Source organism: Lentzea sp. NPDC037011, assembly GCF_055607425.1.
This window is the reverse complement of record NZ_JBVJRT010000005.1, coordinates 675,598-695,875: the sequence shown is the minus strand read 5'-3', so window position 1 is coordinate 695,875 and position 20,278 is coordinate 675,598. Positions and strand designations below refer to the sequence as shown.

16 protein-coding genes are annotated in these 20,278 nt (G+C 69.6%); 9 read left to right on the top strand and 7 right to left on the bottom strand.

All coding sequences use genetic code 11. The features are described from left to right. Positions 1 to 14 precede the first annotated feature (14 nt). Positions 15 to 4,229, bottom strand: coding sequence for a hypothetical protein (locus tag ACZ7CH_RS18880; RefSeq protein ID WP_470374418.1), 4,215 nt, complete (start codon positions 4,227 to 4,229; stop codon positions 15 to 17). A gap of 667 nt (positions 4,230 to 4,896) precedes the next feature. On the opposite strand from ACZ7CH_RS18880, the gene ACZ7CH_RS18875 reads away from it, so the two are divergent. Further along, positions 4,897 to 5,109: a hypothetical protein gene (locus tag ACZ7CH_RS18875; protein WP_470374417.1), complete on the top strand. Its 213-nt coding sequence runs from the start codon at positions 4,897 to 4,899 to the stop codon at positions 5,107 to 5,109. A 5-nt stretch (positions 5,110 to 5,114) separates the two neighbouring features. Here the strand turns inward: ACZ7CH_RS18875 and ACZ7CH_RS18870 are convergent, their stop codons facing one another. Then, entirely contained in the window at positions 5,115 to 5,819 is a 705-nt protein-coding gene (locus ACZ7CH_RS18870) for a hypothetical protein (RefSeq protein ID WP_470374416.1), read from the bottom strand. 240 nt (positions 5,820 to 6,059) lie between these two features. Between ACZ7CH_RS18870 and ACZ7CH_RS18865 the strand changes: the two genes are divergently transcribed. Then, positions 6,060 to 7,064, top strand: coding sequence for an LLM class flavin-dependent oxidoreductase (locus ACZ7CH_RS18865; protein WP_360386459.1), 1,005 nt, complete (start codon positions 6,060 to 6,062; stop codon positions 7,062 to 7,064). A 10-nt stretch (positions 7,065 to 7,074) separates the two neighbouring features. Here ACZ7CH_RS18865 and ACZ7CH_RS18860 read toward each other — a convergent pair whose 3' ends face one another. Genes ACZ7CH_RS18860 through ACZ7CH_RS18845 form a run of 4 tightly spaced genes read right to left on the bottom strand, consistent with a single transcriptional unit; the run spans position 7,075 to position 9,872 of the window. Then, the gene (locus ACZ7CH_RS18860) at positions 7,075 to 7,815 is read right to left on the bottom strand and encodes a zinc ribbon domain-containing protein (RefSeq protein ID WP_360386456.1); all 741 of its coding nucleotides are present in this window, start codon (positions 7,813 to 7,815) and stop codon (positions 7,075 to 7,077) included. Then, the gene (locus ACZ7CH_RS18855; RefSeq protein WP_360386453.1) at positions 7,812 to 8,636 is read right to left on the bottom strand and encodes a Nif3-like dinuclear metal center hexameric protein; all 825 of its coding nucleotides are present in this window, start codon (positions 8,634 to 8,636) and stop codon (positions 7,812 to 7,814) included. The genes ACZ7CH_RS18860 and ACZ7CH_RS18855 overlap by 4 nt, the downstream gene beginning before the upstream one ends. Beyond that, on the bottom strand, positions 8,633 to 9,628 hold the full coding sequence (gene cobC, locus ACZ7CH_RS18850; protein ID WP_360386450.1) for an Rv2231c family pyridoxal phosphate-dependent protein CobC: 996 nt from the start codon (positions 9,626 to 9,628) through the stop codon (positions 8,633 to 8,635). The genes ACZ7CH_RS18855 and cobC overlap by 4 nt, the downstream gene beginning before the upstream one ends. Positions 9,629 to 9,665: 37 nt before the next feature. Further along, positions 9,666 to 9,872, bottom strand: a complete 207-nt coding sequence (locus ACZ7CH_RS18845) for a hypothetical protein (protein WP_030472678.1) — start codon at positions 9,870 to 9,872, stop codon at positions 9,666 to 9,668. A 63-nt stretch (positions 9,873 to 9,935) separates the two neighbouring features. Here ACZ7CH_RS18845 and ACZ7CH_RS18840 point away from each other — a divergent pair, with 63 nt between their 5' ends. Genes ACZ7CH_RS18840 through ACZ7CH_RS18825 form a run of 4 tightly spaced genes read left to right on the top strand, consistent with a single transcriptional unit; the run spans position 9,936 to position 12,487 of the window. Further along, positions 9,936 to 10,388: a low molecular weight protein-tyrosine-phosphatase gene (locus tag ACZ7CH_RS18840; protein WP_360386448.1), complete on the top strand. Its 453-nt coding sequence runs from the start codon at positions 9,936 to 9,938 to the stop codon at positions 10,386 to 10,388. Then, positions 10,385 to 11,101 carry a fructosamine kinase family protein gene (locus ACZ7CH_RS18835; protein ID WP_458429247.1) on the top strand — a complete coding sequence of 239 codons (717 nt, stop codon included), beginning with the start codon at positions 10,385 to 10,387 and terminating at the stop codon, positions 11,099 to 11,101. The genes ACZ7CH_RS18840 and ACZ7CH_RS18835 overlap by 4 nt, the downstream gene beginning before the upstream one ends. Before the next feature lie 5 nt (positions 11,102 to 11,106). Next, a complete protein-coding gene (locus ACZ7CH_RS18830; protein ID WP_458429248.1) occupies positions 11,107 to 11,655 on the top strand; it encodes a DUF1349 domain-containing protein in 549 nt (182 codons plus the stop codon). Positions 11,656 to 11,659: 4 nt separating this feature from the next. After that, positions 11,660 to 12,487, top strand: a complete 828-nt coding sequence (locus ACZ7CH_RS18825) for an SURF1 family cytochrome oxidase biogenesis protein (RefSeq protein ID WP_470369361.1) — start codon at positions 11,660 to 11,662, stop codon at positions 12,485 to 12,487. Here the strand turns inward: ACZ7CH_RS18825 and ACZ7CH_RS18820 are convergent. Next, on the bottom strand, positions 12,395 to 13,327 hold the full coding sequence (locus ACZ7CH_RS18820) for a cobalamin biosynthesis protein (protein ID WP_470374415.1): 933 nt from the start codon (positions 13,325 to 13,327) through the stop codon (positions 12,395 to 12,397). The genes ACZ7CH_RS18825 and ACZ7CH_RS18820 overlap by 93 nt on opposite strands. 72 nt (positions 13,328 to 13,399) lie before the next feature. On the opposite strand from ACZ7CH_RS18820, the gene ACZ7CH_RS18815 reads away from it, so the two are divergent. From ACZ7CH_RS18815 to ACZ7CH_RS18805, 3 genes are read left to right on the top strand one after another with little or no spacing between them, the layout of a single operon-like run. After that, entirely contained in the window at positions 13,400 to 14,872 is a 1,473-nt protein-coding gene (locus tag ACZ7CH_RS18815; RefSeq protein ID WP_360386434.1) for a DUF2397 domain-containing protein, read from the top strand. Then, positions 14,869 to 16,059 carry a TIGR02678 family protein gene (locus ACZ7CH_RS18810; protein ID WP_360386431.1) on the top strand — a complete coding sequence of 397 codons (1,191 nt, stop codon included), beginning with the start codon at positions 14,869 to 14,871 and terminating at the stop codon, positions 16,057 to 16,059. Before ACZ7CH_RS18815 ends, ACZ7CH_RS18810 begins: the two co-directional genes overlap by 4 nt. After that, entirely contained in the window at positions 16,056 to 20,204 is a 4,149-nt protein-coding gene (locus tag ACZ7CH_RS18805; protein ID WP_470374414.1) for an SbcC/MukB-like Walker B domain-containing protein, read from the top strand. The genes ACZ7CH_RS18810 and ACZ7CH_RS18805 overlap by 4 nt, the downstream gene beginning before the upstream one ends. The last annotated feature ends 74 nt before the right edge of the window (positions 20,205 to 20,278 follow it).

The window sequence follows — 20,278 nt, the reverse complement described above, 5'->3', positions numbered from 1 at the left end:
TGAACGATAACCCTTCAGTCTTTCTCAATGAAAAGACACTCGACGAGTAGAACGTCGAGACCACAGCCGATAGCCACACCATTCCCGAATCCTGCGATAGCCCGAGGGACGTCCGGAAGTTGCAGCGCCCCCGCTACAGGGCGACCGGTCTTCAAATCCACCGCGCGGACCGAGCAGTTTCTATGTCCCGTAACCGCAACTGCCCGCTGCCGGCCGTGTAGGACGGCAGCACACGTTACTCCAGCCGCAGGCGTGAGCAGTTGCCGTTGCTGAACGGGAGAACTACGCCTGGTCAAAACGTAGTCTAGGACCCAAACTGAGCTGTCCGACAGTAGTACCACAATATCCCCACCGGAGATATGCAGAGAAACCACATGGTGGCTTTCAAACAGCACGTCCTCTGACACGACATCACCGCGCGCCAGATCCACCAGCACCAACTTTCCACTTCCAGTCGCGCATACCAGCAACCTCGCTGTGCATGCGCTTGCGGTAACTGTCTCAGACAACTCAGTCGACCAATGCGTCTCGGCTCGATAGCCGACCTTTGGATCGTCGTGCAACGACCACAAGCGCATACGGCGCCCTGCGATGCTGAGGAACCGCAGTTCTTGTTCCGACGATCCAGCTGTCATGATGCGACTAACCGTGTTCTTGTGGCGTCCAACCTTGCACGCTAGCGCGGCATAGCCATTGGAAGGCAGCACGCGGATAACTCCTCGCACGCCAGCGACTACGTACACTGGACCTTCGAACGTCTCGACAACCGATACCGCACTAACCCCAGTCACGCGGGCGACGGCAGCGTTCCCCCACTTACCATCCTGCCGGACGTCCGTGATCCGAACTGACTCGTCCCCGGCACGAGTGATCACGTGACCACTCGTACCGTTCGATTTCGCGGATTCCGCTGCGACGACTTCTAGCACCGGTTTGCTGTGCCCCGGCTGTGGGTCACCGATCAAGCTCTCCGACAACAGGCGCCACACGTGGACGGGGCCTTCAGGAGAAGCGACGACGGCCATAACATGACCATCGACGCTGGTCAGCGCATGAGCTGCTGTCGCTGCGGGGAGAAGCGCCTCGATCTCGTTGCGGAATCTGTTGGACGTACCGAGAAGAAGCTCGCCTGCATCGGCGGCAAATGTCCTCTGACGTGCCCAGGGACGGAATTCGGGAGAATACTGGTTACGACGATGACGGGTGTCAAGGCTGAAGTGTTTTCTCTCCCAATTCCATACAAGCACTTCGCCGCCTCGCTTCTTGCCTCGCGCTCGCACACGCAGGCCGAGAACGTTCTTTCCTAGTGCCAGCGGAGAGATCTGAGATGAAACAGGCCGACGGACCTCCCCTAGCTTCCGCTCGTCCATCAGGTTCCAGATCTCGATTACTCCGGCATTCGTCCGCGTCAGCAGGTAAGGTCCGCAGTGGTGGGGATAGGGGTACATCTCGATAAAATCCCGATCTGGGTTTCCGAACAACACTGTTCGCTGCACCAAGTTGGGCAGGTCCCACATCACGATCTCACTTCGATTGAGCGTTAATAGTACTTCTTTTCCAGCGACGAATGCGGTGACAATCGACTTTGCAGTTACGTCCGCTCGCCCCTCTTCCTGGAGCGATTCGACGTCCCATGAACGGATGGTGCCGTCTCCGCCTAGCGAGACGACCCGCCTAGCCGAACTTGTAGTGATCCGCAATTCGCTTACCGTCGCATTATGTCCCTGCAAGCTGCCCAGATAGCTGAATCGAACACCCTCGCCTGTGGCGTGTGTGCATATCCACTCAGGAGGGGGCGCGTCAGGGGAGGTTAGTATCAAGGCACCCTTGGCGGGGTCGCCCCAGCGGGCGAGATCGATGTTGAGCAGTTGCCGACGCTGGACTGGGGATGCGGCAAATTGTCGAGGCCCACTAGTCCGATAGGCGGCGGCGAGCAACTGGGCTGAGGGATTCTGGACATCGTGTAAAAACGCGACCACGTGTCGCGGATCTGCGTGGATCAAGTACTCAGTGTCCGCAATCAACTCGTCCACCTGGCCGGCCTCCGCAGCGTGTTCGAGAAGATGACGCAGGAGGTAAGGGTCGGCGTTTCGCCAGTCTGGGAGGTGGCGCGCAGATGCTCGCTCAGCGTCCCGCAGCACCTCGAACACACGCTGCGCGACGGTTCGCGCAGCGGTTTCATTCAGGACGGCGGTCGATGTTGGGTAGGCAGTCATGTGATCCGCAAGCGCCTGGTGGAAGAAGCGGTAGACAGTCAATCCGTCCGGGCCAGCCGTAGAACGCAAGTAGAAACGCACCAGATCCAGCATGGCCGCGACATCGGCTTCATCCGGTGCATTGTCAGTGGTGAATGCCTTCGCTGCGGCGGTCAGCAACCTCCGTGACATACCGTCGCCCTTGGCCCGGCCAAGTGCGGCGAGGACCGGACGAAGGCACGCGTTGTCAGCGCTGAGCTGACCTATGTGAAGTTCAAGCACTTCGCCGAGCGATCTCGGCACTCGAGAGGCAACGTCTTGCACGGTCGTCTGGCCCTCGGGTGTATTGACTAGTACGTTGACGTACAAACCGGCAACTAGGAAGGCGCCCCCGATGCTGGTGGTCGTCAGCGCCCCGGCGATTGCCTGCGCCGCCGCTGATCTGAAGTCCCGATACTCCGGCGCCCGATAGACGGGTGACGTGGACAGCAGCGCTTGAACATAATCTGCAATATCCACGCGAGTCTGCGCGACAGGCACAAGATCAAGGTTAATCAGTGCATCTACCTGAGCAGCGGAACCGATGATATCAGCTGCCTTGAGTAAAGGATCAAACTCGTCCCAAGGCCGCATGCCGACCAGTAGACGACATACAGGCGAGCCAAAGGCCTCTTGAATCTCGATCAGCGGAACCAACAGTTCAGACATAATGGCGATCGGTTCCACTGCTTCGTCAAGCGCGTCAATGACGACCACACCGCCCGTCCTCGCCACAACTTCAAAACAGAAGTCACGGGCGTTCCAGCGGCCGGTACTTGGACTCGAAATATCGAGTTGACGTGCGATTGAATCGATCACTTCATTCAGTGAGAGACCGCGCGCATGCACTGCCACCAAGTTCTCGGTCACTGAGGGCAGCATGCCTGGCCCCACCCTAGAAACAATGCCGGTGGCCACTTCGGCCAACAGCGGGTGGGCAGCGCACACCAGCATGCCGATCAGCGCTGACTTGCCCACGCCGGGGCTACCAGTCACAACCCGCAATGCGCCAGCTTGCTCACGCGAACCGTCCACCCACGCGCTCAGCGCCCGCAGCTGATCGGCCCGACCAGTAAAGAAGCATCTACCAGCAACTGCGGCCTGGTCAGGGTCACCTGATGCGCGACTCATGTAGTGAACGGCGTCGAAAGCTGGATCAAGGTTGTCGAGGAAAGCCCGCAGCTCCCGTTCACGAACATTCCGCGCACTGCGCACGAAGTCACTGTTGAAGCGACGGTTAGGAAAGAACTTTGGCGGCGAGCCAGGTACTCGAAACCGCGGGGTCATTTCCAGTTGCTGGGGCATCCCGCTGCCCTCGTCTGCGCACAACCGGTCCAACTCCCGCTGCACTTCGCCTGCAAACAGGTCGACTGGCACATACTCAAGCGAAGGATCAACGTCGATCACCCCCTTGCTCAATCTGTCCAATGTGCGCGCGACCGCAAGGCTGAAGTAACCCCCGAAGGCATCCGAGTTGTACCCTGCCGCGCCAACGACCCATACCTTCCTTGACGATTCATCGATAGGGTTGCGGATCTGCGAGCGAACAGCCAACCCCGCTCGGCAGACGTCGAGCAGAAGCAAGACGTCTGGGCCGTCCCGGTTGCTCTCGTAGTAGCGAATCAAGCCCTCCACGTCCACACAGGTCTTGCCCTCCCACCCCGGTCGCCACTCGGGTCCGGGCAGCAACAGTGCACCGTCGCGACTGGTCAGACCGTGACCTATATAGTGGACGAGCAACGCTGAACCGGGTACTTCCCCCGCGCCGCGCAGCCTGTCGTTGAGCTCATCCGAACTCAGGTTCAGCAACGGTACGTCCGCTGCGATCTCGAACCCGGTTCTCGTCAGCGAGTCGACCACCTGTGCGACGCGAACGGGCACGAAGGGGAGCGGCTCAAGCTGTTCGGCGTCTTCATCGAGGAGGGGGCCCGTATCCGCGGCGGCCTGCTGCTCCAGGCCGAACCCTGCCACGCCGCTGATGATCGCGGTTCGCATGAAGCCTCCATCCCGATACCCTGACAACCTGCTTCACCGAAGGCGTTCCGAGCACCGCGTTCCGTTGTGCTCCGCGGCTTCGCCCCGTGCGAGGCGGGACCGGTTGGCCGAGCGGCCTCCGTACAATATCGCGATCATGCGCCGAGACTGAGGCCTCTGCACCCGATCTTTCCTGGCACACGTCCACCTCGTATCGCGATGATCGCCTTGGCGCACTAGAGGTGAGGCGCCCAGATTCAACGTATGAGGCCCGTTGCGCGTGGCTATCACATGCATGGGGCCTCAGGTGCCGAACGGGCTGCGTGGGCCTACTCCGGGCCAGGGAGGGTTACGTGGGTGAATAGTGTGCGACTTCGTCCTCGGACACCAGCGTTAACCACACGCACTGAGAGGTCGTCGTACAGACGGCCTCTTTGCTGTCTCCTGCTCAAGGTTTTCGCGCGCCCGAGAGGCACAACGTCCCCCGGCATCACACCCCGAGGACCCTCTGCACGCCGCTGGAACATACCCACCGGTCGTGCCAGTCGGTGGCCACCACCGGCCACCTGTCCGGCTCAGGCCACAGCGAAAACGGCACCTGGCGCGGGAAGTCCTGCCAGCGCGCCCAGCAAGCTCGTCCACGCCAGCAGCTACGGCGGCAACAAGGTCTACTCGATCAACGCGGTCGGTGGCCGTCACGCCGAACGGGCGGTACCGGCTGCTCATGCAGTCGGACTACAACTTCGTCGTCTACACCACGGCGGACCGGCTGGTGGCGCAGAACGACTCCAACGTCGTGCTCTTCGGCCCCGGCCGCACCGTGCACTGGCATCGTCGCCTGCCCGCCGGCGGGCAGGCGACGAAAATCCAGACAGTGCCAACACCCCATCATGACGAGTGAGCCGATCACGCAAGGTCGAAGGTCAGCTTCGTAGCCTTGCCGTGGTCACCGGAGAAGTAGCCGGAGGCGGTGACCCCGACCTTGTCCTTGCCGCCGTCGCTGAACTTGACGATCTCGACCGCGCCGTCGCGCGCCGGGTAGCTGACCCAGCTGACCGAGCCGGCAGGCGTCGTGCCGGGCAGGACGGCACCGTGCGGCATCAAGGTCATGGCGAGCAGCTGGAGGGCGTGGAGCTTGTCGTCGCCCTCCTTGCCCTCCAGCTCGTGCTTGATGAAGGCGAGCATCCCCTTCCACGCCCAGCTCTCCAGGACCACGTGCTCACCTGACTCCCTCACGCAGGCCAGTCGATCGGAGGCCGGGTCGACCTGCCGCACCCGGTGCACGCTCACCAGCGTCGTGCCTGGAACGGCGTGGCCGTAGATCGTGGTCCCGAAGTACGCGAACCCTTCGGCGACCTGTTTCGTCTTCATGTCCGAGGTGGGCTTCTCCCACTTCTTCCACAGCTCCTCGAACGCCAGCTTCCCCTTCTCGACGGCCTTCGCCGCGATGTCGGCCTTGATCGCGTCGCCCAGCTCCGCGAGCCAGGCCCCCGCCGCTCCCGCGAGCATCGGCTTGGCCGCACCGCAGGCGGTCAGCGCTGGTGAACCGACTGCGAGAACCGCGGCACCGCGACCGGCGTTCACCAACGCCTGCCTTCGAGACATCGCCATTTCGCCCACCTTGACAGAGAGGAGCAAGACCCTTGGAACGTACGTCATGAGCCGAAAATCCGCAGAGAATAAGATTTGCGCAACAATCTCGTAGTTTCGGGAACCTGTACGAGGCATGCACCCCGCTTGATCGCAGTTGTCCACAATTCACGAAGAATTGTGTCCACTTTTGAAAATGCGCGCATACCAGCATGTGGACGTGGTGGCCGGGTAGTTGAGGTGTCACCTACCCTGGCGGGCATGCCGTTGCGAAAGCTGGGGTTCCTCACCATCGGGCAGTTCGACGAGCACGATCCGGCTGCCGGCCACCGGTCCACCCTGGAGCTGATCGAGCTCGGCGAGGAGCTGGGCTTCGACAGCGCGTGGGTGCGGCACCGGCACCTGCAGCACGGCATCTCGTCGCCGGTCGCGGTGCTGGCGGCGGCGAGTCAGCGGACGAGCCGGATCGCGCTCGGCACCGCCGTCATCCCGCTGGGGTGGGAGAACCCGCTGCGGCTCGCGGAGGACCTGGCCACGGTGGACGTGCTGTCCGGTGGGCGGCTCAACCCCGGGCTGAGCGTCGGGCCGCCGATGCACTGGGACGACGTCAAAGGTGCGCTTTACCCGGACACGGCCGAGGTGGAGGACTTCGGCTACGGGCGGCTGGAGCGGTTGCTGCGGTTCGTGAGGGGTGAGAAGGCCGTCGAGTTCAGCGGCAGGGAGGGCATCGAGGTCTGGTCGGACCGGGTGCAGCCGCACTCGCCGGGGTTGGGCGAGCGGATCTGGTACGGCGGGGGCAGCCTCAGGTCGGCGCGGTGGGCTGCGGAGAACGGGCTGAACTTCCTCACCAGCAACGTCGTGCAGGCCGAGGAGTCCGAGGACTTCGCGCGGATTCAGCACGCGCTGGTGCGGAAGTTCCGCGAGCACCACCCCGACGGCGACAAGGCGCGGGTGTCGCAGGGGCTCGTGGTGATCCCGACCGACTCGGCCACGGCTGAGCAGCGGGAGAAGTACCAGCGGTACGTGGACGAACGGACGCCGCGGACGGCCAGTCCGGTGGGGCCGCGGCGGATGATGTTCGCGCGGGACCTCGTCGGCACGTCCGAGCAGATCGCGGAGCAGCTGCACGCCGACCCGGCGTTCCGGGAGGTCGACGAGGTGGCGTTCGCGTTGCCGTTCAGCTTCGAGCACGCCGACTACGTGCAGCTGCTGACCGACATCGCCACGCGGCTGGCTCCCGCGCTGGGGCGGCAGCCGGCCGGGTGACGAGGGTGGGTCAGGCGCCCGCGGGCTGGGCGATGCGCACGAGGATCGCGCCGCACTCCTCGCAGCGCACGACCTCGTCCGCGGCGGCCTCCCTGACCTTGCCCAGTGCGCTGCGGTCGAGCTCGATGCGGCACGCGCCGCAGCTGCGGGTCTGGAACACGGCCGCGCCGATGCCGCGCTGTTCGCGCTGGCGGTCGTAGAGCTTCAGCAGGTCGTCCGGGAAGCCCTTGGCCATGAGGGTGCGGTCGGCGGTGCGGCGGGTCTCGGTCGCCTCCAGGTCGGCCAGTGCGGCGTCACGGCGGCGCGCGGCGGCTTCGAGGGTCTCGCGGGCCTTGTCGAGCTCCACGCGGGCGAAGGAGGCGTCGGCGGCCACGGCCTCGCGGCGCTCCATCAGCTCCAGGAGGTCGTCTTCGAGGACGCCCTGGCGGCGCTGGAGGGTGGCGAGCTCGTGTTCGAGGTCGGTGAGCTGCTTGGCGCCGACGGAACCTGACTGCATCAGCTTGCGGTCGCGGTCGGTGCGGGCGCGGACCTGGTCGATCTCGGTCTCCTGGCGCTTCACGTCGCGGTCGATGTCGCCGAGCGTCGTCTCGACGGCCACCAGCGCGTCCTGCTTGGTGCGCACCAGCTGCTCGACCTCGGCGATCTCCGCGATCTCCGGCAGCGTACGGCGCCGGTGGGTGACACGCGCCAGTTCGGCGTCGACCTGGGCCAGGTCGAGCAGCCTGCGCTGCACTGCGGGATCGGCTTTCACGCAAGTCCTCCTGCTGCTGAGCTCGTCGCACCGACGGTCCACGGATCGGTCCGGCGGGTGGAGACGAGTACGTCGACCCTACCGCCGAAGGCCTCCCGCAGGATTTCCGCCGCCTGCTCGCACCACGGCCACTCGCTGGCCCAGTGCGCCACGTCGACGAGCGCGGGCCCGCCGGCCTCGACGTGCTCGGAGACCGGGTGGTGGCGCAGGTCGGCGGTCACGTACGCGTCGACGCCCGCCGCGGTGGCGGCGCCGAGGAAGCTGTCGCCGGCGCCACCGCACACAGCGACGCGTTTGACCGGGCGGTCCGGGTCGCCGGCGGCGCGCACGCCCTGCACGGTCGCGGGCAACGCGTCGGCGACGCGCTGGGCGAACACGCGCAACGGCTCGGCGGCGGGAAGCTCACCGATGCGGCCGAGGCCGACACCGGGCTCGTCGGTCGGCTCCAGCGGGCCGGTCACCTGGAGCCCGATGGCCTGCGCGAGCGCGTCGGACACGCCGTTCAGCGCGCTGTCGGCGTTGGTGTGCGCGCAGTACAGCGCGGTGCCGCTGCGGATGAGCCTGTGCACCAACGCGCCCTTGGGCTCGTCGGCGGGAACACCGTTGACGCCGCGCAGGAGCAGCGGGTGGTGGGCGACGAGCAGCTGCGCGCCCACCTCGACCGCCTCGTCCACAGTGGACCGGGTCGGGTCCACGCAGACGAGGACCCTGGTGACCTCCTCCGCGGGGTCACCGCAGACCAGGCCGACCGCGTCCCACTTCTCCGCGATCCGCGGCGGGTACGCGTCCGCCAGCACCGCGATCACCTCGGCGAGCTTCACGCCAGTTCCTCCATCACTACCCGCAGCGCGTCCACGAAGACCGCGAACTCCTCCGGCGGCCGGATCGCGACGCGCACGTACGTGTCGTCCAGTCCGGGGAACGTGTCGCAGCGCCGCACCGCGATCCCCTTGTCGCGCAGCGCCTCACGCGTTCCGCGCGGCACCCTGAGCAGCACGAACGGGCCCTTCGGCGGCACGACGACGAGGTCGCCCAGCTGCTGCACGGCGTGCGCGGTGTGCGCGGCGGCCTCGAACGCGAGCCGTTCGCCCTCCCGCAGCGCCGCCGGTTCGCAGCACGCGGTGACTGCTTCGAGCGTGAGGCTGCCGACCGGCCAGTGCGGGCGGCCGAACGCCAAGCGCCGCAACGTCTCCGGGTCGCCCAGCAGGTAACCGGCGCGCAGCCCGGCGAGCCCCCACGTCTTGGTGAGGCTGCGCAGCACGAGCACGTCCGGGTCGTGCGCGAGCGACTCGGGCTCGCCGGGGACGGCGTCCATGAACGCCTCGTCGACCACGAGGAGACCGGGCAGCCGCTTGACGCGCGCGGCCGGGTGCAGCACGGAGGTGGGGTTCGTGGGGTTGCCGACGACGGTCAGGTCGACGTCCGCGCTGACCTCGGGCAACGTGAAGTCGCCGCTCAGCGTGACGTGCTCCACCGGGACCCCGGCGTCGCGCAGCGCCACCTCCGGCTCGGTGAAGCCGGGGTGGACGATCGCGGCACGGCGGGGCGCGAGCTTCGGCAGCAGCGCGAAGCCCTCGGCGGCACCGTTGAGCAGCAGCACCTCGTCGGGTGAGCGCCCGTGCCGGCCGGCGACGGCCTCACGGGCGCGTTGTTCCGCTGCCGCGGACGGGTAGCGCCCCAGGTCGTCGAGCGCGGCGGACAGCCGGTCGCGCAGCCAGGCGGGCGGGCGCGGCACCCGCACGTTGACGGCGAAGTCGGCGAGGCCCGCTGCGGCGTCGACGTCACCGTGGTGGCGCAGGTCTGGGCTGGTCATCGCGGCAAATAGTAAGCGACCAGCCCAGGCGCGCGCGTCACTGCATGTAGCGGCGGAGCTCGGTGAGGTGGCTGATCAGCTCGTCCAGCTGGAACGCGTCGAGCTGCGCGGACTCACCGGGCGGGGTGCGGAAGCACACACGCCCCTTCTCGTTGAGGTACACCTCGAACGCACGACGGCGCCCGAGGGCGTCGGTGCACCCGATGATCTCCCGTTGCGGGGGCACGTCAGTACCGGTCTGCATGGGCGGCCTCCATGTCGTTTGTCCGTACATCTTGCGACAAGGGTTGAGCGTTACCGTGTGGCGGTGAAGGTCGCCTTTGTCTGCACCGGCAACATCTGCCGGTCCCCCGTGGCAGCGCTCGTGTTCCGTGAGCGGGTGTTGCGCGAAGGATTGTCCTCCCACGTCGAAGTGTCCAGTGCGGGCACCAGCGGCTGGCACGTGGGGGACCCGGCCGATCCGCGTGCGCTCAAGACGCTGGCGGACAACGGCTACCCCACCGACCACGTGGCCGCGCAGGTTGGCCCAGAGCACCTCGACGCCGACCTGCTCGTCGCACTCGACTCCGGTCATGCGCGCGCGTTGCGCCGGATGGTCGATCCTGGTCGCGTCCGGTTGCTGCGGTCGTTCGACCCTGACGCGGACGGCGTGGACGTGCCGGACCCGTACTACGGCGACCGGCAGGGCTTCGACCAGGTGCTGGGCATGATCGAGGCGGCGGTGCCGGGGCTGCTGGCGTGGGTGCGGGAAAGGCTTTGAGGCGCAAGGTCCAGTCCGCGCGGGCCACGGCGGCGGAGGCGGCCGGCCTGCGGTGGTTGCGCGTCGACGGCGGCCCCGCGGTACCAGTCGTGCACTCGGCGGACGGCGGCGAACTGGTGATCGACGAGGTCCCGGTCGGCCCGCCGGATCTTCAGGCGGCCGTGACCTTCGGGCGCCGGTTGGCCGCACTCCACCAGGCGGGCGCGCCGGCGTTCGGCGCACCGCCACCCGGTGGGCCGCGGGAGGCCACGATCGGACAGGCGCCGATGGTCAACGAACCTGCGCCGTCGTGGCCGGAGTGGTTCGCGTCACAGCGGATCGAGCCCTACGCGGTGCGGGTCGGGCTGGACCTGGGCGAGCTGTACGAGCGCATCGCCGACCTCGCCGGGCCTGCCGAGCCGCCCGCGCGGCTGCACGGGGACCTGTGGAGCGGGAACGTGCTGTGGGGCGCGGACGGGCAGGTGTGGCTGATCGACCCCGCGGCGCACGGCGGGCACCGGGAGAGCGACCTCGCGATGCTGCGGTTGTTCGGCTGCCCGTTCCTCGACCACGTGCTCGGGGCGTACCGGGAGGTCGCGCCGCTGGCCGACGGGTGGCGGGAGCGGGTGCCGCTGCACCAGCTGTTCCCGCTGCTGGTGCACGCCGTGCTGTTCGGTGGCGGATACCGGACAGAGGCGGTGGCGGCGGCGCGGACCGCTTTGCGGGGAAGATGAGGGTCATGGACCTCACCACCTGGACCTGGCTCAACGAACCGGCGAAGTGGTCGGCCACCCCGCTGACCGTGCACGCCGACCCCGGCTCGGACTTCTGGCGCCGCACCGGCAACGGGGTCGTGCGTGACAGCGGTCACCTCTACGGCGTCACGCTGGCCGGCGACTTCACCATCACCGCGACCTTCTCCGGCGAGTACGCGGCGCAGTACGACCACGCGGGCATCGGGCTGCTCGTCGACGACGAGACGTGGATCAAGGCCGGCGTCGAGCTGTTCGACGGGCAGCTGCGTCCCAGCGCGGTCGTGACCCGCGGTTTCTCCGACTGGAACCTGGCTCTGACCGGCGACTTCGAGCGGTTCACCGTCTCCGCCGAACGCCGCGGCGACGCGGTCTGGATCCGGTACGGCGTCGACGGCGAGGAGCCGACCACGGTGCTGCGCCAGGCCTACTTCCCGCCGGACATCGAGACCAAGGTCGGCGTCATGGCCGCCAGCCCGGAGGGTGAGGGGTTCGTGACCCAGTTCCAGGAGGTCCAGGTCACGCATCTACCGTGAGGTGGTGCGGTTCAAGTTCCTCCTCAAGCCGGGCTGGCTGGCGCTGACGCTGGCCGTCTGGGTGTTCGCGGGTGCGTGCGTCTACTTCCTGGCGCCGTGGCAGTTCGGCCGCAACGACGAGCGCCAGGGGCAGAACTCCGCGATCACCAAGTCGCTGGCCAGTGCCGCGGTGCCGTTCGGCGCGCAGCACGACGAGTGGCAGAAGGTCGAGCTGAAGGGCCGGTACCTGCCCGACGGGGAGGCGCTCGCCCGGCTGCGCACGGTCCAGGGCGAGGCCGCGTTCCTCGTCATCACGCCGTTCGAGACCGACAGCGGCAAGAAGGTGCTGGTCAACCGCGGTTACGTGCGGCCGGTCAACGGCATCAAGCCGCCGGGGTTCGCCCCTGCCCCCACGGGCGAGGTCACGATCGTCGGGCTCGCGCGCACCAACGAGTCGGACGCGCGACCGGCGATCCAGCAGGACGGGCACCGGCAGATCTACTCGATCAACAACGACGCCGTCGGGCCCGGCATCGAGCCCGGTCACTACCAGCTGATCGACGGCCAGGCGGGCGCGCTGGACACCATGCCGCTGCCGCGGATCGAGTCAGGGCCGTTCTACTCCTACGCGCTGCAGTGGATCGCGTTCGGCGTCATGGCGGTCGGCGGGTGGTTGTACTTCACGATCCGCGAGGCGCGGCCGGGCGGTGCGCTCGACACCGCGCCGAAGGCGAAGGCGAAGCGGAAGTCGATCGCCGAGCTACTTGCGGAAGACGGCGACGAAGGCGCTGACCAGGGCGGCACCGTGGCCGACGACGCGGGACAGCTCCACGGCACGCGTCACGTGACCTGAGTCGGGGTTGCGGCCGTGGCCGAGCACCGGCCGTTCCTCGACGCCGTGCGAGTACACCGTGCGGCCGCCCAGCCTGATCTCCAGCGCGCCCGCGAAGGCCGCCTCGACCTGGCCCGCGTTCGGTGACGGGTGGGCGGCAGCGTCACGGCGCCACGTCTCCCACGCCTGCGGGGCCGAGCCGCCGACGACCGGCGCACCGCCGACGGTGAGCAGCGCCGCCAGCCGCGAGGGCAGCAGGTTCAGCACGTCGTCCAGCCGCGCGGACGCCCAGCCGAACCTGAGGTACCGCGCGGACCTGTGGCCGACCATCGCGTCGAGCGTGTTCGCCGCGCGGTAGCCCAGCAGGCCGGGCACGCCGAACGCGGCACCCCACACCAGCGGGCCGACGACGGCGTCGGACGTGTTCTCCGCCACGGACTCCACGGTCGCGCGCGCCAGGCCGAAGGTGTCCAGCCGGGCTGCGTCGCGGCCGCACAGGTGGGGCAGCCGGGCGCGGGCGGCCTCGACGTCACCGGAGTCGAGCTCGCGGCCCATCGACGTGCCCTCGTCGGCCAGCGACCGGCCGCCGAGCACGGTCCACGTGGCCACGGCGGTGGTCAGCGCCTGCGCGAGCCAGTGCCGGCGCGCGAGCCGTTCGACGGCGACCCCGCCTGCGACGACGGAGCCGACCAGGACGGTGGTGTAGGCGACGCCGGCGGCCCTGGAGTCGGCGTGCACGCACTCCTCCAGCGCCGCGGCGGCGGTCCCGAATGCCGCTACCGGGTGAAATCGGCGTGGATCGCCGAACACCGCGTCCGCGGCCACGCCCAGCACCAACCCCAACGCGCGACCCGCGCCCACGGCATCCTCCCCAGCTCGTCGAAGGCACGGTAGCGCCGCACCGCCCGGGCACGCGCATTAGGGTGGCCGGTCGTGGAGCACAAGAGGCTGAAGCTGTACGCCTATCTGGACGCGCGCGATCACCAGCGCACGTACCTGGCGATCATGCGGCTGTTCACCTCCACGTTGCTCGCCGACCTCAGCGCGGGCGAGGTCGCGGGAGCGCTCGCCGGCCAGGAGCGCGAGGGCCGCGTCGAGCAGGGCGAGTCGCGCATCGAGAACGTGATCAACCGGCTGCGGCAGCTGGTCGAGTGGGGCAACCTGGTGCAGGGCCGGCGCGAGGTCGTGGCCGCGAGCATCGCCGAGTTCCAGCACGGCAGCGTCCGCTACCAGGTCTCCAAGCTCGCCGTCCGCGTGCAGCGCGACGTCGACGAGCTGCTGCGGGTGCCCGAGGGCGCCCGCGAGGTGTCGCGCGAGCTGCTGCCCGCGATCGAACGCGGCCTCAACGAGCTGGGCGGGTCGCTGTCGGTGGCGTTGCTGAACGAGGGCGACAAGACCAGGGAGCTGCTCGCCGAACGCGTCACCACCCTGTTCCTGCAGCACGCGGAGCTCGCCGCCACGGTCCGCGACTTCTACGCCTACCTCGGCCAGGTCGTGACGCGCAACCACCTGGCGCCCGAGGAGATCGCGGGCTTCCGCAGCCTGCTGGTCGAGTACATCCAGCGGGTCGTCGAGGACGTGCTGAAGTACACGCCGCCGATCGCGGCGGCGCTCGCCGCGCTTGCGAAGGCCCGTTCCGAGCTGCTCCGGCTGCTCGGCACCGACCTGGGCGCCCACGTCGAACGCGCCCGCGGCCGCACGCCGGAGGACTGGCAGGAGCTGACCGACTGGTTCGTCGACCGGCCCGGCCGCCCGAGCCAGGTCACGGCGTTGCGCGAGGCCACCGCCCGCGCGATCGGCAGCCTGCTGGCGAGCGTGAAGCGCGCGACGTCCGGTGGTGGCCTGCTGCCCGGCCGGCGGGCCGAGCTGCTCAAGCTCGCCAGCTGGTTCGACGGCGCCACCCGCGAGGAGGCGCACGAGATCTACGCCTCCGCGTTCGGCCTGTACTCCTCCCGCCACCTCTCCCCCGCGCCCGAGCACGACTCCGACAACGAGCGCACGCCGTGGCGGGACGGCCCGGTCTGCGACGTCACGGTCAGCGTGCGGTCGCGCGGTGACCGGGGTGGGCGCGGGCGGCCGTCGCGCATCCTCGACGACCCGATGACCGAGCAGTCGCTGCTGGCGGAGGCGCGTGAGGCGGAGGAGGTCCGCGCGCGGCACGTGGCCGAGCTGACCTCCGCGGCCGGGAACCTCGGCGGCACAACGCTGTCGCACGGTGCGCTGGAGGTGTTCTGCGAGCTGCTGACCCTGGCGATGGCGCAGCGCGACTCACCGCGCGACAGCGGGTCGGCCAGCGATCCCGTGCGCGGGTTGAAGCTCGCGATCACCCCCGGCACGACCACTCAGATCAAGTCCGCCGCCGGGACGCTGACGCTGCACGACGCCACGGTGGCCCTGGAGCGATGAACCACTTCGACACCCTCTCCGAGATCGACGCCGCGAACGTGGTGCGGTGCGCGCGAACGTTGCTGCGCAGGCCGTTGCTGCGCTCCGAGGGCCCGGACGGCGAGCTGCTGGCGCTCGTCTACCGGCACCGGGCGGTGCTGCAGGACCTGTTCGCCGGGCTGCTCGGGTACCGGCTCGTGGTGGAGCGCCGGTTCGCGCGGTTGTACAAGTCGGGGCCGGGCAACGACGACACCCGCGGCGTGCTGAGCATGTCGCCGCGCGGGTACGCCTACCTGGCGCTGACCCTGGCCGTGCTGACCGGGACCGGCCGGCAGGCGCTGCTGTCCCGGCTGGTGGCCGACATCCGGTCCGCCGCGGCCGAAGCGGGCATCAGCGCACCCGACGACGTGACCGAGCGGCGGGCGCTGACCGCGGCGCTGCGGCACCTGGTGTCCCTCGGCGTGCTGCAGGAGACCGAGGGCTCGGTCGCGCAGGACGTGGTGCCGCAGGAGGCGCTGATCACGATCGACACGGACCTGCTGGGCCAGCTCGTGACCGGCCCGGTCGGCGAGGCCGACTCCCCGGCGCGGCTGGTCGAGCTGGCGGCCAGGCCGGGTCCGCGCGGTGTCGAGCACGCGGTGCGGCGCAAGCTGGTCGAGACGCCGCTGGTGCTCTACGCGGACCTGCCCGCCGACCAGGCGGAGTGGCTGCGGCGCAACCAGCGCAAGGAGACGGCGCTGCTGGAGCAGGCCTTCGGGCTGTTCACCGAGTGCCGCGTCGAGGGCGTGCTGGCCGCCGACCCCGAGGACTACCTGACGGACCTGTCGTTCCCCGGTGTCTCGACGGTCGCGCGCATCGCGCTGCTCGCGTTGCCGGACCTGCTGGACGACCCGTCCGACGACGCGCCCGCACGGCACGTCGTCACGGTCGACCGGCTCCGCGAGGTCTGCGCGCGGCTGGTGGAGGACTACCCGGCCGCGTGGTCGAAGCAGTTCACCGACGACCTCGACCGGCTGGTCGCCGAGGTGGCGGAACTGCTGCGGCGCATGGGACTCGCTGTCCCGTGCGCCGAGGGCTGGTCGATCAGCGCTGCCGCGCACCGCTGGTTGCCGTCACCCGACGGCGACCCGGAACGAGAACAACCGGAACCCGTTGTGGTGCGCGAAGTGCCGAGCTGGTCCCTGTTCGACGAGGAGAACGTGTCATGAGCAGGTGGCGGCTGCACCGCGGCGGCGTGGTCAACATCTGGCAGTACACCGAGCAGACGTTCGACTTCTCCGGTGGCCGCGCGATCTTCCAGGGCACCAACGGTTCCGGCAAGTCCCGCACGCTGGAGCTGCTGCTGCCGCTGTGCCTGGACGGCGACCTGCGCCAGCTCGGGTCCAAGGGCTTCGACACGGTCAGCATCCGGCGGCTGATGCTCGACGACTACGACGGCGGGCCGAACCGCATCGGCTACGCGTGGGTCGAGCTGGTCCGCGAGGCGGCCGACCACTCCGGCAACGAGTACCTGACCTGCGGTCTGGGCGTGAAGGCGTCCAAGACGTCGCAGGCGATCACGGACTCGTGGCGGTTCGTCACGCCGATGCGGGTGGGCACCGAGCTCCAGCTCGCCGGCCCGGAACGCGTGCCGCACGGCCCGGCGCAGCTGCGGGACCTGATCGGCGCGGACTGCATGTTCGAGGAACCGGCGTTCCGCGCGAAGGTCGCCGACGCGGTCTACGGCGTGCCCGCCGCGCGCTACGGCGACCTGCTGCACCTGCAGCGGACGCTGCGCAACCCCGACGTCGGCCTGAAGGTGCTCGAAGGCCAGCTGGAGCAGATCCTGTCCGACGCGCTGCCGCCGCTGGACCAGGCGATGGTCGAGCAGCTGGCGACGTCGTTCGACGACCTGGAGTCGATCCGCGAGAACATCGTCCGGCTGTCCACTGCGGACAGTGCGCTGTCGACGTTCCTCAAGACCTACTCGGACTACGCGTTCGGTGGACTGCGCTCGGCGTCCGAACGGCTGGACGCGGCGGAGAAGGCGCTGACCCGGTTGCAGCGCGAGCAGTCGAAGCTGGTGTCGGAGCTGGACCTCACGCGGGTCGAACGTGCGGCGGCCGAGCAGGCGCTCGTCGACATGGAGACCGGCGAGCAGCAGGCGGAGGAGACCATCGCGGCGCTGAAGGAGCTGCCGGCGTTCCGCGACCTGCAGGACCTGAAGACGCGCGAGAACCTGGTGGCGCAGATGCGTTCCTCCGCCGTCGCGGCGCTGGAGACGGCGCACCGGCAGCGGGCGCAGGAGGACGCCGCGGTCGACACCGTGCTGCGGTTGCTGCGGCGGCTGGCGGAGGACCTGTCGGCGGCGGACGCGTTGACCGAGCCGTTGCGGGAGAACCTGCGCCTCGCCGGCATGGACGTCGACCTGGCGCCGGTGGTGCCGCAGGTGCCGGCCGCCGAGGCGACGGTGACCACGGCGACCGTGCGCGCCAAGCCCGACCCCGAGGCCGCACCGCTGCCGATCGACCGCCGGGTGCCGCCGGCCGCCGCGGGCGAGGAGGTGCTGGCCGAGCTGGCGACCGCGGTCGACCAGGCCGCCGGGATCGCCTCGCTGGCCCGGCAGCGGGGCGCGCTGACGCTGGCGCTGCACGAGCAGGCGCTGGCGCTCGACGCGCAGCAGCGCGAGGTGGAGTCGTTGCGCGGCAAGGCCAGGGACGCGCAGCTCGCCGCCACGGAGTCCACCGCCCTGCGCAACCAGGAGGCGCAGGAGCTCGCCGAGGCCGTGCAGACGTGGCTGGCGCAGGTGCAGACGTGGACGACCAGCGGGCCGCTGGTCGACGAGCGACCGGGTTTCACCCCGTCGAGTAAGTCTCGATTCGCCGGTTCGCCCGCCTCGCAAGGAGGAAGCGCGCGGGAGGGCGACGGGGAAGCACCGGACCTCGACCACCCGGCGTTCCCGCTGCCCGCCACGGTCACCCCGGCCTCGGCCAAGGCGCTGACCACGGCGGCCCGCGAGTGGGTCGGCCCGCTGGTGCGCGCGGCCCGCGACGCCGCCCACGCCCACGCGCAGCAGCGCGCGGACCTGCGCGCCCGCCTGGACGCGCTGGACGAGGAGCTGGTCGGCCTGCGCTCCGGTGCCGAACGCGTGCCGCTGCCCGGCCGGTACGTCTCGGCCGACCGCGACCCGGCCACCGGTGCCCCGTTCTACCGCCTGGTGGACTTCGCGCCGGCGCTCACCGACGCCGAACGCGCGGGCCTGGAGGCCGCCCTGCAGGCCAGCGGCCTGCTCGACGCCTGGGTGACGCTCGCCGACACCGAGCTCACCGACGTGCTGGCCGTCGCCAGCCCGCCGGTCGAGGGCCGCACGCTCGCCCACGTGCTCGTGCCCGCGGTGGAGGGGTCGCCGGTGCCGGAGGGGTTCGTCGCGGACCTGCTGCGCGCGGTGTCGCTGGACGACCGGGAGGGCCTGAGCCTGACCACGGACGGCGTGTGGCGCGCGGGGGTGCTGACCGGGTCGTGGACCAAGCCCGAGGCCGAGTTCATCGGTGCCGGCGCGCGGGAGGCCGCCCGCGGGCGGCGGATCGCGGCGCTGGAGGAGGAGCTCGCGGAGCTGCGCCGGCGGCTCGGCACCGCCGAGGACGAGCTGGCCCGCGCGCACGAGCACGTCGCGACGTGGGAGGCGCACGTGGCGGCGTTCCCCGGTGACGGCGAGCTGATCGCGAAGCACAGCCGGGTGCAGGCCGCGGAGGAGTCGGCGGCACGCGCGCGGCAGCGGACGTTCGAGCTGCGGGAGGCGCTGGAGGACGCCGGTTCCCGGCTGGAGGCGGCCCGCGGCGAGCTCACCCGCCAGGCGGGCGACGCGGGCCTGCCCGCGGACACCGAGGCGTTGCGGCAGGCCAGGACGGCGGCCGCGGACGCCCAGCGGACCGCGGACCTGCTCGCCGACGCGGTGCGCAGGCGGTGCCAGGGCACGATCTCCGACCTCACCGACGCGTCGCACCGCTACCACGAGGCCGTCGCGGACCGGCAGACCGCGGAGGCCGACGCCGACGCGCGGTGCGTGGACCACGCGGCGCAGGCGGGGACGCTGGCCGAGCTCACCGACGCGGTCGGCGGCGAGGCCAAGGAGATCAGCGAGCAGCTCACGCAGCTGGAGAGGTCGCGCAAGAAGATGCGCGCGGACCTCAAGGGCGTGCGCGAGGGCATCACGACGGCGCGCGAGCAGGCCGCGAAGCTGGAAGCGTTGCTGGAGACCAACTCCACCCAGGTCACCGAGGCCGCTGCGGCGAGGGAGCGGGCGAGCGGCACCTTCGCGGCGACCGTGCGGGCGCCGGGATTGCTCGCGGCCGCGTTCCCGGACTGGGACGGCGAGACGGGCGAGACCGCGGTGCGCCAGGCGATCGCGGCGGCGGGCGACCGGCGCGGCGGCACCGAGGCCACGGTGATCGCGAAGCTCCAGGCGCTGCAGACGTCGCTCGCGGGCAGCCACGACATCGCCGCCGAGCAGCACGCGGGCCTGCTGACCGTCACGGTGACCGGCGAGGAGGGCGCGAAGCCCGTCGCCGTCGCCGCACGGCAGGTCTCGACGAGGCTCGGTGAGCAGCGCGGGTTCCTCGACGAGCAGTACCAGGGGATCTTCGCCGACTACCTGATCCGCGACCTGGCGGAGTGGCTGCGCGGGCAGGTCGCCGTGGCCGAGGACCTGACCAAGCGCATGAACGAGGTGCTGTCGCGGGCGCGGTCCAGCCAGGGCGTGCACGTGAAGCTGGCGTGGAAGTCGTCGGCGGCGCTCGACGACCAGACCCGGCAAGCGCTTGCGCTGGTGCGGTTGCCGTTCGGCGAACGCACGCCGGAGCAGGACGCGACGCTGCGCCGGGTGTTCACCGAGCGGATCGAGAACGAGCGCGACACCCACTCCGGCGGCTACGCGGAGATCCTGTCGCGGGCGCTCGACTACCGGACGTGGCACCAGTTCACGGTCACCGTCGGCGACACCGGCCCCGACGGCAACCCGCGCGAACGCCGGCTGCGGCAGCTGTCGTCCGGCGAGACGCGGCTGATCTCGTACGTGACGCTGTTCGCGGCGGCGGCCAGCTTCTACGACGCGGTCAGCGACGAGTTCGACCCGCTGCGGCTGGTGCTGCTGGACGAGGCGTTCGAACGGCTCGACGACCCGACGATCGCGCGCATGCTGGGGCTGCTGGTCGACCTCGACATGGACTGGGTGATCACCTGGCCGAGCGGCTGGGGCGTGTCGGACAAGATCCCGCGCATGCACATCTACGACGTGCTGCGGCCCAAGAACGGCCGGGGTGTGGCGTGCACGCAGACGACGTGGGACGGCGCGGTGCTGGACCGCATCGACCCCTAGCAGGACACCTCGGCACCCCCGCCCGGCAGACCGGCCCCGCCGGTGCTGCCGGGCCGTTGTGTTGTTGACCTGAT